At 71.8% G+C, this 13,307-nt stretch carries 15 protein-coding genes; 11 read left to right on the plus strand and 4 right to left on the minus strand.

The window, feature by feature from the left end; genetic code table 11:
- Positions 1 to 36: 36 nt before the first annotated feature.
- Positions 37 to 726, minus strand: coding sequence for a TetR/AcrR family transcriptional regulator C-terminal domain-containing protein (locus AB0J87_RS18205; RefSeq protein ID WP_363966488.1), 690 nt, complete (start codon positions 724 to 726; stop codon positions 37 to 39).
- A gap of 43 nt (positions 727 to 769) precedes the next feature.
- Here AB0J87_RS18205 and AB0J87_RS18210 point away from each other — a divergent pair, with 43 nt between their 5' ends.
- Entirely contained in the window at positions 770 to 2,125 is a 1,356-nt protein-coding gene (locus tag AB0J87_RS18210; RefSeq protein ID WP_363966490.1) for a DHA2 family efflux MFS transporter permease subunit, read from the plus strand.
- Positions 2,095 to 2,589, plus strand: coding sequence for a DUF523 domain-containing protein (locus AB0J87_RS18215; protein ID WP_363966492.1), 495 nt, complete (start codon positions 2,095 to 2,097; stop codon positions 2,587 to 2,589). Before AB0J87_RS18210 ends, AB0J87_RS18215 begins: the two co-directional genes overlap by 31 nt.
- Here the strand turns inward: AB0J87_RS18215 and AB0J87_RS18220 are convergent.
- A complete protein-coding gene (locus tag AB0J87_RS18220; protein WP_363966494.1) occupies positions 2,534 to 2,977 on the minus strand; it encodes a hypothetical protein in 444 nt (147 codons plus the stop codon). The genes AB0J87_RS18215 and AB0J87_RS18220 overlap by 56 nt on opposite strands.
- Positions 2,978 to 3,071: 94 nt before the next feature.
- Positions 3,072 to 3,599 carry a hypothetical protein gene (locus AB0J87_RS18225; RefSeq protein ID WP_363966496.1) on the minus strand — a complete coding sequence of 176 codons (528 nt, stop codon included), beginning with the start codon at positions 3,597 to 3,599 and terminating at the stop codon, positions 3,072 to 3,074.
- Between the two features lie 40 nt (positions 3,600 to 3,639).
- Here AB0J87_RS18225 and AB0J87_RS18230 point away from each other — a divergent pair, with 40 nt between their 5' ends.
- The 8 genes from AB0J87_RS18230 (at position 3,640) to AB0J87_RS18265 (ending at position 11,819) form a co-directional block, all read left to right on the plus strand.
- Positions 3,640 to 4,317, plus strand: a complete 678-nt coding sequence (locus tag AB0J87_RS18230; protein WP_363966498.1) for a response regulator transcription factor — start codon at positions 3,640 to 3,642, stop codon at positions 4,315 to 4,317.
- A gap of 37 nt (positions 4,318 to 4,354) precedes the next feature.
- Positions 4,355 to 5,653, plus strand: a complete 1,299-nt coding sequence (locus tag AB0J87_RS18235; RefSeq protein WP_363966500.1) for a HAMP domain-containing sensor histidine kinase — start codon at positions 4,355 to 4,357, stop codon at positions 5,651 to 5,653.
- A gap of 41 nt (positions 5,654 to 5,694) precedes the next feature.
- A complete protein-coding gene (locus AB0J87_RS18240) occupies positions 5,695 to 6,699 on the plus strand; it encodes a lytic polysaccharide monooxygenase (protein ID WP_363966502.1) in 1,005 nt (334 codons plus the stop codon).
- 152 nt (positions 6,700 to 6,851) lie between these two features.
- Positions 6,852 to 8,222, plus strand: coding sequence for a Dyp-type peroxidase (locus tag AB0J87_RS18245; protein ID WP_363966504.1), 1,371 nt, complete (start codon positions 6,852 to 6,854; stop codon positions 8,220 to 8,222).
- 121 nt (positions 8,223 to 8,343) lie between these two features.
- Entirely contained in the window at positions 8,344 to 9,027 is a 684-nt protein-coding gene (locus AB0J87_RS18250) for a GAP family protein (RefSeq protein ID WP_363966506.1), read from the plus strand.
- A 40-nt stretch (positions 9,028 to 9,067) separates the two neighbouring features.
- Positions 9,068 to 10,864 carry a Na+/H+ antiporter NhaA gene (gene nhaA / locus AB0J87_RS18255; RefSeq protein ID WP_363966508.1) on the plus strand — a complete coding sequence of 599 codons (1,797 nt, stop codon included), beginning with the start codon at positions 9,068 to 9,070 and terminating at the stop codon, positions 10,862 to 10,864.
- A 77-nt stretch (positions 10,865 to 10,941) separates the two neighbouring features.
- Positions 10,942 to 11,343 (plus strand): hypothetical protein, encoded by a 402-nt coding sequence (locus AB0J87_RS18260; protein ID WP_363966510.1) that lies wholly within the window; start codon positions 10,942 to 10,944, stop codon positions 11,341 to 11,343.
- A gap of 338 nt (positions 11,344 to 11,681) precedes the next feature.
- Positions 11,682 to 11,819, plus strand: coding sequence for a hypothetical protein (locus tag AB0J87_RS18265; protein WP_363966512.1), 138 nt, complete (start codon positions 11,682 to 11,684; stop codon positions 11,817 to 11,819).
- Here the strand turns inward: AB0J87_RS18265 and AB0J87_RS18270 are convergent.
- The gene (locus AB0J87_RS18270; protein ID WP_363966514.1) at positions 11,816 to 12,268 is read right to left on the minus strand and encodes a hypothetical protein; all 453 of its coding nucleotides are present in this window, start codon (positions 12,266 to 12,268) and stop codon (positions 11,816 to 11,818) included. The genes AB0J87_RS18265 and AB0J87_RS18270 overlap by 4 nt on opposite strands.
- A gap of 46 nt (positions 12,269 to 12,314) precedes the next feature.
- Between AB0J87_RS18270 and AB0J87_RS18275 the strand changes: the two genes are divergently transcribed.
- Entirely contained in the window at positions 12,315 to 13,292 is a 978-nt protein-coding gene (locus AB0J87_RS18275; RefSeq protein ID WP_363966516.1) for a YafY family protein, read from the plus strand.
- Positions 13,293 to 13,307 lie beyond the last annotated feature (15 nt).

Genomic DNA, 13,307 nt, shown 5'->3' on the forward strand with positions numbered 1-13,307 from the left:
GTCCCCATTTCGCGGCGGCCGGAAGCGAGGGCGGCGCTACCGCTGCGGGATGGCGCGTTCGATGCCGTCGAGGACCCAGTTGAGGCCGCGTTCGAAGTTGTCGTCCGCCCCGCGTACCCCCTGCTCGATCATCGGCGCGAGCCGCGGGAACTCGCCGCTCTCGACCAGCTCCTTGATGTACGGCTCCGCCACGGCCGTCCGCTCCGCCTCGTTGATCCCCTCCGACCGGGGCGCCCCGCGCTCCTGCGCCTCCCGCACCACGAACCCGGTCATGTAGTCGTTGAACACCGCCAGGAACCGCCACCGGGTCAGCCGGTCGAGCCCCAGCCCGTCGAAGGCGGCCAGCTTCTGCTCCACGTGCCGCAGCGCGTTGGGCCCCACGGCCACCCGCTGCGAGATCAGCTCCACCCGCCACGGATGCCGCAGCACCAGCTCGCGTTCCCGCCGCGCCATCAGCAGCAGCGCCTCGCGCCAGGAGGACGGCAGCGGCTCCTCGACGAGCACCTCGGCGCTGACCTCGTCGAGCATCAGCGCGAGCAGATCCTCCTTGCGCTCGATGTACGAGTACAGCGTCATCGCCCGCGCCTCCAGCTCAGCGGCCACCCGCCGGATCGAGACCGCGGCCAGCCCTTCGGCGTCGGCGACGGCAATGGCGGCGGCCACGATCGCCTCCCGGGTCAGGGCCGGGCGGCGGGGCGGCGTGGGACGGGACCAGATCGAGCTCACGCCCAGATCCTAGACACTGTACGAAAGCGCTACGGTGTACGACATGCGATACAGCGTACGAAGTTCACTCCGGACAACGGGCCTGGTCGTCCTCCTGGGCGTCGTCATGACGATGCTCGACACCACGATCGTCAACGTCGCGCTCGGCACCCTGGCCCGCGACTTCCACACCACGCTCGCCACCATGCAGTGGGCGGTCACCGGCTACCTGCTGGCCCTGTCGATGACGGTCCCGGTCACCGGCTGGGCCGTGGGCAGGTTCGGCGCCAGGAACGTCTGGCTGGTCTCGCTCGCGCTGTTCGTCGCGGGTTCCGCGCTCACCGCCGCCGCCTGGTCGGTCGGGAGCCTGGTCGCCTTCCGCGCGGTACAGGGGCTGGGCGGGGGCCTGCTCCTGCCGGTCGGCCAGATGATGCTGGCCAGGGCGGCCGGCCAGGAGCGGATGGGCCGCGCGATGGCCATGATCTCGCTCCCGGCGATGCTGGTGCCGGTGCTCGGGCCGCCGCTGGGCGGGGTGATCGTGGAGGGTCTCGGCTGGCGGTGGCTGTTCCTGATCAACGTGCCGTTCTGCGCCGTGGCTCTGCTGGCGGCGTTCCTGCTGCTCCCCCGCGAGCCGGGCGCGAACCCGCAGGGGCTCGACGTGCTGGGTCTCGCGATGCTCTCGCCCGGCCTGGCCGCGCTGGTCTACGGACTGTCCGAGATCGGCGACGGTGCCTCCCCGCTGCACCCCGCGCTGTGGATCGGCGTGGCGCTGGTCGCCGCGTTCGCCGTGCGGGCGCTGCGGACGACGGGCACGCTGCTGGATCTGCGGTTGTTCGGGAACAGGCAGTTCGCCGCCGCGGTGGGCGCGCTCGTGTGCTATTCAGCCGCCATGTTCGGCTTCACGGTGCTCGTGCCCCTCTACAGCCAGCTCGCGCAGGGCGGGAGCGCGCTGGAGGCGGGCCTGCTGCTGGCCCCGATGGGGATCGGCGCGGCGATCACGATGCCGGTCGCGGGCAGGCTGACCGACAGCAAGGGGCCGCGCGGCGTCGGCGCGGCGGGCGTGGTCGTGGCGGTGGCGGGCATCGCGGGATTCGCGGCGTTCGGGGGTCTCATGCCGATGTTCGTCCTGGGGCTCGGGCACGGGCTGGTGTCGACGTCGGTGATGGCGGCCGCGTTCAAGACGCTGGAGCCGGTCGCCATCCCGGCCGCGACCACGCTGAGCACGATCGCGGTGCGGCTCGCCTCCCCGTTCGGGGTGGCGGTGCTGGCCGTGCTGTTGCAGGTGTTCACCAGGACGGGCGTGGAGCGGCCCTTCACGTACGCGTTCGGCGTCGCGATCGCGCTGGCGGCCGTCTCGCTGGTGCCGATCGCGCTCATAGGATCGAAGGCATGGAGAGGATCCTCGTCAGCGCCTGCCTGATGGGCCGCCGGGTCCGCTACGACGGTCGCGCCAAGACCAGCTCGGACGCCCGGCTCGCCGCGTGGCGCGAGGAGGGGCGGCTGGTGCCGCACTGCCCGGAGGTGTCGGGCGGGCTGCCGATCCCGCGTCCCGCCGCCGAGATCGAGGGCGGCGCGAGCGGGGCGGCCGTCCTGTCCGGGGCCGCCCGCGTGCTGGCGAGCGACGGGTCCGACGTGACGGCCGAGTTCCTGGCGGGCGCGCGGTCGGCGCTGGCCGTGGCGCGCTCGTACGGCATCCGGCTGGCGGTGCTGAAGGAGGGCAGCCCGTCGTGCGGCGCGCTGTCGATCTACGACGGTACGTTCAGCGGCCGGCGTGGCCCCGGCCAGGGCGTCACGACGGCGCTGCTGGAGCAGCACGGCATCCGCGTGTTCACCGAGGACCAGGTCGACGAGGCCGCCGACTGTCTGCGGACCCTGGAGCCGTGACCCCGCTGTCCCCGCGCACTCTGGACGCGTAGAAGGAGCCCGCCAGCCCGGTGGCGAGCAGGACCGCGATCACGCTGTGATACCAGCTCAGCAGCGTGCTCGCCGGGCCCGCCCCGAGCGCGAGCGACAGGATCCCCATCAGCACCCCGCCGAGCGCGGCCGCGTGACCGTAGATGAGCCCGTCCCAGGCCCACGCGCGCTTGGCGAGCACGCCGTACGCCCCGGCGAACGTGGCCCCGGCGCACAACGTCTCCACGATCGCGGCCGGCACGATCACGGGCTCGCGTACCGGGCCGAACGCGATCCCGGCGTGCAGCAGCCCGAACGAGAGGAAGATCAGCGCGTACAGCAGCGACAGCCAGCCCAGGGCCCTGCGAAGTGCGTCCATGTGATCCACACTCGCACCCGGGGCGGGGCGGCGAATCGTCCCCAGGGAGGCGGTGCGGATACCACGCCCGCCGTAGCCCGGCGGCCGCCGCTCGTCAGTACTCCCAGGTGTCGGTGCGCTGCTCGTGACTGATGCAGAACACCCCCGTGCCGTGCTCGCCCTTGACCAGGTCCACCCTGATCCAGCCGGTGGCGCGGGCGACCTTGGCGGTGTAGCCGCTGACCGGGGTGGCCGACACCAGGCGGCAGCCCTCCGGGCCGAGCGTGAACGCCACCTCGCCGCCCTTCACCTTCACCACCTTCAGCGGCTTTCTCGGCGCGGGACTCTTCACCGGGCTCTTCACGGGGCTCTCGACCGGGCTCTGCACCGGGCTTTCGACCGGGCTCTTGACCGGCTTTCTCGGCGCACGACTCGGGCCGGGGGTGGCGGTCGGGGTGGCGCTGGGGCTGGTGAGGGTCAGCGGGGCTTCCTCGGCCGCGATCGTCTGGGCGACGAACGGCTCCACGTCCACGTCGTCCACGAACTCGTCCCGCAGCACACCCCGTACGCCGAACCACGAGACCGACACGGCCACCGCGGTCGCCCCGCACCAGATCGCCGCGTATCGAAGGGCTCGACGCATGAGACGAATTATGTACGGTTTCGTCGGTACGGTTGGGCGCATGGCGACGGTTCTCGTAGTGGAAGACGATGAATTCGTCAGATCAGCGATCATCCACGAGCTCGGCCGGCGCGGGCATGCCGTCCGCAGCGCCGGGTGCGCGCTCGACGCGCTCAGGGAGATCTCGCAGCGCCCGCCGGACGCCGTCGTCCTCGACCTCGGCCTGCCCGACCTGGACGGGTCCGAGGCGCTGCGCATGGTCCGCGGCGTCTCCGACGTGCCGGTCATCGTGGCCACGGCCCGCGACGAGGAGGCCGAGATCGTCCGGCTGTTACGGGCAGGCGCGGACGACTACCTGGTCAAACCGTTCTCCGGTGACCATCTCAGCGCCCGGCTGGACGCCGTGCTGCGCAGGGCCAGGTCCGCGCCCGCGCCCCAGCTGTTCCGCGTGGGCGGCCTGGAGGTGGACGTGGGCCGGCGCGAGGCCGCGCTCGACGGCGGTCCGCTCTCGCTGACCAGGCGCGAGTTCGACCTGCTCGCCTACCTCGCCGCCCGGGCCGACCGCGTCGTCACCCGCCAGGAGCTGCTGGCCGAGGTCTGGCGGCAGTCGTACGGCGACGACCAGACGATCGACGTGCATCTGTCGTGGTTGCGGCGCAAGCTCGGCGAGAGCGCCTCCCAGCCGCGCTACCTGCACACCGTCCGGGGCGTCGGCGTGATGTTGTCGGCACCCCGATGAGAGCGCCCGGTGAGAGCGCCCCGATGAGAGCATGCCGATGAGGCGCACCCTGGCGGTGCTGATGGTCGCGGTCACCTCGATGGTCGCGCTGGCCTTCCTCGTGCCGCTGGCGCTGATCGTCAAGGAGACCGCGCAGACCAGGGCGCTGGCGGGCGCCGAGCGGCAGGCGTCCGCGCTGGTCCCGGTGCTGGCGCTGACGACCAGAAGCGACGACCTCGGGCACGCCATGGCCCGCACCGAGGCAGGGCGGCGCGGCCTGCTGGCCGTCCACGTCAAGGGCGGCGCGACGCAGGGCACCTCCCGCGCGCCCGCCGCCGAGGTGGCCAGGGCCGCCCGCGAGACCAGGGCGAGCACCGTCGAACTGGACGGCGGATACGTGCTGCTGCGCCCGGTCGCGCTGGACGAGGACCGGGGCGCGGTGATCGAGGTGTTCGTCCCGGCCGCCGACCTCAACCGGGGCGTCGTCACGTCATGGGCGGTGCTGACCGGGGTGGCCGTGGCGCTGGTGCTCGGCTCGGTGCTGGTCGGCGACCGGCTCGGGGCGCGGGTCGTACGCTCGGCGCGGCGGCTCGGCACCGCCGCGACCGCGCTGGGAGCCGGTGACCTGAGCGAACGCGTCTACCCCGACGGGCCGCCCGAGCTCAAGGCGGCGGCGACCGCGTTCAACGCCATGGCGAACCGCGTCACCCAGCTCGTGGCCGCCGAGCGGGAGCTGGCCGCCGACCTCTCCCATCGGCTCCGCACCCCGCTCACCGCGCTCAAGCTCAGCCTGGACCAACTCGGCCCGCAGGCGGAGCCCGGCAGGCAGGCGCTGGCCAGGCTGGAAGGCGAGGTGGACACGATCATCGCGGCGGCCCGGCGGCCGTCGCGGGCGGCCAGGTCGTGCGACGCGGCCGAGGTGCTGCGCGAGCGGCTGACGTTCTGGTCGGCGCTGGCGGAGGACCAGCGGCGCCCGTGGGAGCTGGTCGGGGCCACGCTTCCGGTACGGGTGCCCGTACCGGCCGGTGAGCTGACGGCGGTGGTGGACGCGCTGCTCGGGAACGTGTTCAGGCACACGGCGGAGGGCACGGCGTTCGGCGTCACCCTGCACGAGGGCCAGGACACCGTCGGCATCCTGATCGCCGACGCGGGGCCCGGCATCGCGGACCCGGACTCGGCGATGGAGCGGGGCAGCAGCGGCAGCGGGTCCACCGGGCTCGGGCTGGACATCGCGCGCAGGCTCGCCGAGTCGACGGGGGGCCGGCTGCGGCTGGACCGGTCGTCGATGGGCGGGGCCCAGGTGCAGGTGTGGCTGCGTACTGAAATAGCAGCTAAGTCAGCCTTAAAGGACACTTAAGCCCGAAGTTTCGCTCTTTCTGGTGCATCAAGGTGATCTACATGCAGATCACCCGCAAGGCGCTCGTCGCCACCACCCTGGCCGCCCCCACGCTGCTCGTGCTCGCCGTCGCCCCCGGCACGGCCTCCGCGCACGGCACCATGAGCAACCCGCCCAGCCGCACCATGGTCTGCTACAGCGAGGGCCCGGAGAACCCGAAGTCGGCCGCCTGCAAGCAGGCCGTGGCCATCGGCGGCACCCAGCCGCTTTACGACTGGAACGAGGTCAACATCGCCGACGCGGCGGGCCGGCACCGCCAGATCATCCCGGACGGGAAGCTGTGCAGCGCGGGGCGGGACAAATACCGCGGGTTCGACCAGGCGCGGGCAGACTGGCCCGCGACGACCCTGGCGAGCGGCGCGTCCCACACGTTCAGGTACCGGGCGACCGCGCCGCACAAGGGATCGTTCGAGCTCTACATCACCAAGGACGGCTACGACCCGGCGAGGCCGCTGAAGTGGTCGGACCTGGAGGCCAAGCCGTTCCAGACCGTCCAGAACCCGGTGGTGACGGACGGCTTCTACACGATGAACGCCAAGCTGCCCGCCCGGCAGGGACGGCACCTGATCTACGCGATCTGGCAGCGCAGCGACAGCCCCGAGGCGTTCTACTCCTGCTCGGACGTGGTCTTCGGGCAGGCCAACCCCGCCCCGGCCCCCACGCCCACCGGCACCCCCACCGCGACCCCCAAGCCCACCCCCACGGCCACGGCCGCCCCCACGGGCGCCCCCACGCAGCCGTCCGGGGACGTGCCGGCCGTCAACGCGGGCGTCGGCGTCGCCCCCGCCGCGGCCAAGGTCGGCCGGCAGGTGAGGGTGACGGCGGTCTGCGGCGGATCGACGGTGCGTGACGTGACCTCGAACGCCTTCGCCACCGTCCGGAACCGCCCCACCGCGCCCACGGCCACCTGGTCGTCGGCCCTGAAGGCGGTCAAGGCGGGCCGGTTCGGGGTGACGGTGCGCTGCGAGAACGGCGGCGTGGCGCGTACCGCTCTCACCGTCGGCTGATCGGGAAAGCAACCCGACCGTTTTCCCGGAAACCTTCTCGCGTTCCCAGGAGTCGTACAGGTGGGGCGCGTTGGAACACGGGGGATGTGGCGTTCCCCGTGCCGCGCGTTAGGGGGCCCGATTTCACATCGAAACGGGGAAGGGACTCGGCAATGCCTGTCGACCTGAACAACGCACAACCTCTGGCCTGGGACTCGGCCACGCTCGACGCGGATACCAAGGCGATGCTCGACAATCTCCAGCCGAACATCCTGCGCGCCCACGTGCGCGAGCACCTGTCCGTGCTGTTCGTCCGGTTCAACGACGCGGCGGAAGGAAAGGCGTTCCTCCGGCACGTCGCGACCACCAAGATGAAGTCGGCCCGCCGGCACCTGCAGGAGGTGCACGACTTCAACGCGAAAGGCAGCCGCGGCACGCCGTACGTCGGCATCGGCATCAGCAAGGCCGGCTACCGCGACCTCGGCCACTCGGTCGAGGACGTGCGCAAGTTCGAGGACCGGGTGTTCCGCGACGGCATGAAGCGCCGCGTCGCCGAGGTCGCCGACCCGCCCGTGGAGACGTGGGAGCGCACGTACCAGCGGGAGATCCACGCCGTCATCCTGATCGGCGACGCTGAGCCCGAGCCGGTGGCGGCGCTGCGCGAGGAGATCCTCGGCGAGCTGCCGGAGAGCGCGCGGCTGCTCGGCGAGGAGACCGGGCAGGGCATGCGCAACCCCGCCGGCGACGGCATCGAGCACTTCGGGTACGTGGACGGCCGCAGCCAGCCGCTGTTCGTGAAGGACGAGGTGGACAAGGAGCCGAAGAAGCACTGGAACCCGGCGTTCCCGCTGAGCAACGTGCTCGTGCCCGACCCCTTCGCGCCGAACCCCGTCCGCCACCACGGCAGCTACCTGGTGTTCCGGAAGCTGGAGCAGAACGTACGGGCGTTCAAGACGATCGAGCAGGAGCTGGCCGACGGCCTGGGCCTGGTCGGCGCCGACCGCGACCGGGCGGGCGCCATGATCGTCGGCCGGTTCAGGGACGGCACGCCCCTGACCAGCAAGCCCAAGGCGGGCGGCGGGCCGGTGACCAACGACTTCACCTTCGACGGCGACGACGGCAGCAAGTGCCCGTTCAGCGGGCACATCAGGAAGACGAACCCGCGCTCGTTCGGGCGTGAGGTGCTCATGGCGCGGCGCGGCCAGACGTACGGGGAACGGACCGACGAGCCGTGGGACGACTCGCCGCCGGAGACCCGGCCGAGCGGCGAGGTCGGGCTGCTGTTCATGGCCTTCAACGGCAGCCTGCTGAGCCAGTTCGAGTTCACGCAGCAGTCGTGGGCCGACAACCCCGACTTCGAGAACCCGGCCACCGGGCACGACCCGGTGATCGGGCAGGGCGATCGGGACATCAAGGTCGCGTTCCCGAAGGTCTGGGGCAAGCCGGAGCTGTCGGCGCCGCAGGCCCAGGTGGCCCAGACGGTCACGATGAAGGGCGGCGAGTACTTCTTCGCGCCGTCGCTGGCGTACCTGCGGAACCTGTGACCGGGAGAGGCCGGGCCCGTCCGCGGCCCGGCCTCCTCCGGCGCGATACGAAGAAGTATGTACGCCCGGTTCACCCCGCCGGAGGAGGAACCGGCGCTCGCGAACCAGCACGATCGAGAGCATGACCATCGGACTGCTGCTCGCCCTCGCCGCCCTGGCCCTCGTCGACAGCACCAGCTTCGGCACCCTCGGCATTCCCGTCTACCTGCTGCTGGCCTCGAAACGGTCGCGCGGGTTGCTGATCTATCTGGCCACCATCACGGTCTTCTACTTCCTGGTGGGGGTCGCGCTCATGCTGGGGCTGTCCACGGTGATGGACCGCTTCGGCGACGTGCTGCGCAGCGGTCCCGCGTACTGGGTGCAGCTCGTGCTGGGCGTGGGGCTGTTCGCGCTGAGCTTCAGGCTCGACCCCAAGCGGCGCGCGAAGCTGGGCAAGCCCGAGCGCCGCTTCGAGCCCCGGGTGGGCGGTCCGCGCGTGATGGTGCTGCTGGGGCTGACCGCCGGGGCGCTGGAGGTGGCGACGATGGTGCCCTACCTCGCCGCGATCGGCATCATGACCACGGCGGGGCTGACCGTCGGGCAGTGGGTGCCTGTGCTGGGCGCGTACGTGCTCGTCATGATCCTGCCGCCGCTGGCGCTCATGGGGCTGCGCGCCATGGCGGGAGCCTGGCTGGAGCCGAAGCTGGAGTGGCTGCGGGCCTGGATGAGCAAGCACGCGGCGTCGGCCCTGAGCTGGGGCGTTGCCATCGTCGGTTTCTTGCTTGCCCGGGATGCGGCGTTTTATCTGTTCTTCCGGACACCGTAGGATCGGATGCCTCCGCTGGATCTTCGGGGGGAGATCTGTGATGTTGCGGGCGTTCCTGCGGACCGAGGCAGGCAGCACGACCGTGCTGCTGGTGGCCACGGTGCTTGCCCTGCTCTGGGCGAATTCGCCATGGGGTGACACCTACGAGGCGTTCTGGCACACCCCCATGGGCATCTCCTTCGGGGACGCCGACTTCTCGCTGGATCTGCGGCACTGGGTCAACGACGGGCTGATGTCCGTCTTCTTCTTCCTCATCGGCCTCGAGGTCTCGTACGAGGTGCGGCTCGGGCAGCTCAGGGACCGGCGGCTCATCGCCGTGCCCGCCGTCGCGGCCCTGGGCGGGATGCTGGTGCCGGCCGGCGTCTACCTCCTGCTCAACTTCGGCGGGCCGGGCGCGGGCGGGTGGGGCGTGCCCATCGCCACCGACACGGCGTTCGTGCTGGGCGTGCTCGCCGTCGTGGGGGCCCGGTGCCCGGATCCGCTGCGGGCGTTCCTGCTGACGCTGGCCATCGTGGACGACGTGCTGGCGATCATGATCATCGCGATCTTCTACACCGCCAGCCTCTCCATCCCCGCGCTCATCACCGCCGTCCTGCTCCTCGCGGCCATCGTGACCCTGCGGTGGCTGAGGATCTGGCGGGCGCCGGCCTACGTCGTGCTGGGGTTCGCGCTCTGGGTGGCCACCCTCGAGAGCGGGATCCACCCGACGCTGGTCGGCATCGCGCTGGGCCTGCTGGTCTTCGTCTACGCGCCCACGGACCAGAAACTGCTGCTGGCCGGCGAGGCCGTGCAGGAGTTCACCAGCGAGCCGAGCGCGCGGGCCGCCAGGGAGGCCACGCGGCGGGTCCAGCGGGCCGTCTCCGTCAACGAGCGGCTGCAACTGCGCCTGCACCCGTGGAGCAGCTACGTGATCGTGCCGATCTTCGCCCTGGCCAACGCCGGGGTGCGGCTCGACGGCGAGACCCTGCGGGCCGCCCTCACCTCGCCCGTCGCCATCGGGGTGGCGCTGGGGCTGGTGGTCGGGAAGTTCGTCGGGATCTCCCTCGGCACGTGGCTCCCGCTGCGGTTCGGCTGGGGGATCCTGCCCGGCAACCTGGTGTGGGGGCAGCTGCTGGGCGGGGCGGCCGTGTCCGGGATCGGGTTCACGGTGGCGCTGTTCATCGTGGACCTGGCCTTCGACGGGTCACCCATCCACGCCCAGGCGAAGATCGGCATCCTGGCCGGGTCTCTGCTGTCCGCCCTGCTGGGGTGGGTGATCTTCCGGTTGGCGTGGGATCGGGGCGGGGTGTGCGCGCCGCCCGAGGCCGAGCCGCCCGAGGAGCTGCCCGACCGGCTCACGGTGCCGGTCGGGCCGGCGGACCACGTGCGCGGGCCCGAGGACGCCAAGATCACGATCGTCGAGTACGGGGACTTCGAGTGCCCGTACTGCGGGCGGCTGCACCCGGTCCTGGAGGAGATCCTCCAGAAAAATCCTGATGTACGGATGGCTTTCCGGCATTACCCGATCCGCACGCTGCACCCCCGGGCCGCGTCGGCCGCGATCGTCTCCGAGGCCGCGGCCGACCACGGAAGGTTCTGGGAGATGCACGACATCCTCTACGACAACCAGCGCTTCCTCACCGACGCCGACCTTGAGCACTATGCCGCCGAGCTGGGCATCGACCCCTGGTCCGACGTGCCGGGCCACGCCGCGCGGATCGCCCTGCACGAGGAGTCCGGCCGCGACGGCGGCGTGCGCGGCACCCCCACGCTCTTCCTGAACGGCGTGCGCTACCAGGGCCGCCTGGACGAGGGGTCGATCAGCAGAGCATTGGACGATCTGCGCGAATCCCCGTAGCGTCGTCGCGTCCGGCTTGGCCTCGAACGGAGTTCCCTGTGATATCAACGATCGCCGGTATCCTCACCTTTGCCGTGATGGGCATCCTGTTGCTCCTCGGCGTCGTCATGACCGCGATGGCCCGGCGCGAGCACGGCTCGGCCGCGATGATCGGCATGGCGGGCTGCATCCTGCTTCTGCTGGGACTGCTGTTCAACATCTTCCGTTCTTACGTGCTGTTCCCGCAGATGAGCTCATCGATGGGCATCGAGACCACCCTGACCGTCACCAACCTGGTCTCCCTGCTCTTCGACGCGGGCGGCACCGCCCTGCTGATCTGGGCCGTGGTGGCCCGGCGCAAGCCGAGCCAGCCCGCCCAGCCGCCCCAGGGCCCCGGCTGGCCACAGCAACCCCCCTATCAGCAGCAGCCGTACCAGCAGCAGCCCGGCTGGCAGAACCCGCCGCAGCCGCCCTACGGCCAGGGTCAGGGCCAGAGCTGACGAACCCGCGGGACGGGTCCCCCGGCGAAGTGTGACAATGGGAGGGCACGCCCCCACTCTCCGCAGCGGCTCCTGAGGAGATCATGACTCGAGAGCAACCTGACCCGCAGGGCCAGGACCCCCACCAGACGATCAGGCACCGCCCACCCTTCCCGACCCAGCCCACCCGGCAGGGACCTCCCGGACAGGTCCCGCCGCCGCGGCACGGACACCCGCCCCCACAGGGCCCTCCGACCGTGCGCGTGCCGCCACCCCCGGCTCCGCCGACCGTGCGCGTGCCCCGGCCCGGGCGTCCGCAGGATCCACCCTCCACACAGCGGCTTCCCTACACGCCGGACATGCTGCCCGACGTGTCCCACTACGAGACCAAACCGCCTCGATCGGCCTGGTGGTGGGCGATCGTGGCCGGGTCGCTGGTGCTGCTGATCGCGGCCGTCGCGGTGGCGGCGGTCCTGTGGGCCCGCTCCGGCGCCTAGGCCCGGCTGAAGTCCATCGTCCAGTTCGTCTCCCAGGTCAGGCCGTCGTCCGCCGAGTACGCCTGCTCCCAGCGGGCCGCGGCCGGGCCGAGCACCGTCCAGATGAACCGGCACCGCACCTGCCTGCCCTCATACGTCTCCTCCCCGTAGAACTCGCCCCGGTCCCCCTCGAACTCGCCCACCATGGGCGAGCTGTCGAGCGTGCCCCTCGTGCTGCCGGCCCAGTAGATGGCCCACTGCCGTGTCTCGGGGTTGTACACGCGCACCGTCAGCCCGCTGGACCCCTTGGTCGGGAACGTGATCTCGTCGAAGCTGGCCGCCCCGTCGAAGTGCCGGCTGGCGACCGAACGGCCGGGGAACTCGTCCCATTCGTCGCTGCCGGCGAGCGCCTTCACGAGCCGGCGGTTGTCGACGTTCCAGTGGCCGGCGAGAAAGTCGAAATCGTTCATGCGGGCGACGCTAGGCCGTGGTCACTGACAGGTAGTGTCAGTGAATGTGCGTGCCTCCCGCCTGGTCTCGATCCTCCTGCTCCTGCAGACGCGCGGCCGGATGACCGCGCAGGATCTGGCCGAGCGGCTGGAGGTCTCGGTACGCACCATCTACCGCGACGTCGAGTCCCTCCACTCCGCCGGCATCCCTCTGTACGGCGACGCGGGCCCGAAGGGCGGCTACCAGCTGCTCGACGGCTACCGCACCCGGCTCACCGGGCTGACGGCCGACGAGGCCGAGTCGCTGTTCCTGGCCGGCTTGCCGGGTCCGGCGGCGGAGCTGGGGCTGGGCGCGGTGGTCACGGCCGCGCAGCTCAAGCTCATGGCGGCGCTGCCCGTGGAGCTGCGCGACCGCGCCGGGCGCATCCAGGAGCGCTTCCATCTCGACGCGCCCACCTGGTACCGCGACCAGGATCCGGTGACCTACCTGCCCGCCGTGGCCGACGCCGTCTGGAACGAGCGCCGCATCCAGGTCAGATACCGCCGGTGGAAGGCGCCCCAGGAGGTGGAGCGGCGGCTGGATCCGTACGGGCTGGTCGTCAAGGCCGGGCGGTGGTATCTCGTCGCGCGGGCGGGCGAGGACGTGCGCACCTACCGCGTCTCGCAGATCCTCGACCTGCACCCGCTCCCCGAGGGCTTCACCAGGCCGGACGGCTTCGACCTGGCGGCCTACTGGCAGGGGTACCTGGCCGAGTTCGAGGCCCGGCTGCGGCGGGGCGAGGCGGTGCTCCGGCTGTCGCCGCGCGGCGTCGCACGCGTGCCCGACCTCATGACCCCCGGCGTGGTGGCGGCGGCCAGGGAGAGCGCGCAGCCGCCCGACGAGGAGGGCTGGACGCGGGTCACGGTGCCGATCGAGTCGATCGAGCACGCGCTCGCCGAGTTCCTGCGGCTGGGCACGGACGCCGAGGTGCTCGCCCCCGCCGAGCTGCGCGACCGCATGGCCACCACCGCCGCCGAACTCGCCGCCCGCTACCGCCCCGCCTGAGCCGCCTGAGCCGCC

Origin of the sequence: Nonomuraea sp. NPDC049625 (assembly GCF_040675285.1) — a bacterium.
Taxonomy (GTDB): domain Bacteria; phylum Actinomycetota; class Actinomycetes; order Streptosporangiales; family Streptosporangiaceae; genus Nonomuraea; species Nonomuraea angiospora_A.

Bases quoted from the DNA above. Each gene is read 5' to 3' on its own strand.
- AB0J87_RS18265 (WP_363966512.1), top strand. From the start codon at position 11,682: ATGCTGCCCGACGTGTCCCACTACGAGACCAAACCGCCTCGATCGGCC.
- AB0J87_RS18230 (WP_363966498.1), top strand. From the start codon at position 3,640: ATGGCGACGGTTCTCGTAGTGGAAGACGATGAATTCGTCAGATCAGCG.
- nhaA (WP_363966508.1), top strand. From the start codon at position 9,068: ATGTTGCGGGCGTTCCTGCGGACCGAGGCAGGCAGCACGACCGTGCTG.
- AB0J87_RS18240 (WP_363966502.1), top strand. From the start codon at position 5,695: ATGCAGATCACCCGCAAGGCGCTCGTCGCCACCACCCTGGCCGCCCCC.
- AB0J87_RS18225 (WP_363966496.1), bottom strand. From the start codon at position 3,599: ATGCGTCGAGCCCTTCGATACGCGGCGATCTGGTGCGGGGCGACCGCG.
- AB0J87_RS18210 (WP_363966490.1), top strand. From the start codon at position 770: ATGCGATACAGCGTACGAAGTTCACTCCGGACAACGGGCCTGGTCGTC.
- AB0J87_RS18235 (WP_363966500.1), top strand. From the start codon at position 4,355: ATGAGGCGCACCCTGGCGGTGCTGATGGTCGCGGTCACCTCGATGGTC.
- AB0J87_RS18250 (WP_363966506.1), top strand. From the start codon at position 8,344: ATGACCATCGGACTGCTGCTCGCCCTCGCCGCCCTGGCCCTCGTCGAC.
- AB0J87_RS18220 (WP_363966494.1), bottom strand. From the start codon at position 2,977: ATGGACGCACTTCGCAGGGCCCTGGGCTGGCTGTCGCTGCTGTACGCG.
- AB0J87_RS18260 (WP_363966510.1), top strand. From the start codon at position 10,942: ATGGGCATCCTGTTGCTCCTCGGCGTCGTCATGACCGCGATGGCCCGG.
- AB0J87_RS18270 (WP_363966514.1), bottom strand. From the start codon at position 12,268: ATGAACGATTTCGACTTTCTCGCCGGCCACTGGAACGTCGACAACCGC.
- AB0J87_RS18245 (WP_363966504.1), top strand. From the start codon at position 6,852: ATGCCTGTCGACCTGAACAACGCACAACCTCTGGCCTGGGACTCGGCC.
- AB0J87_RS18215 (WP_363966492.1), top strand. From the start codon at position 2,095: ATGGAGAGGATCCTCGTCAGCGCCTGCCTGATGGGCCGCCGGGTCCGC.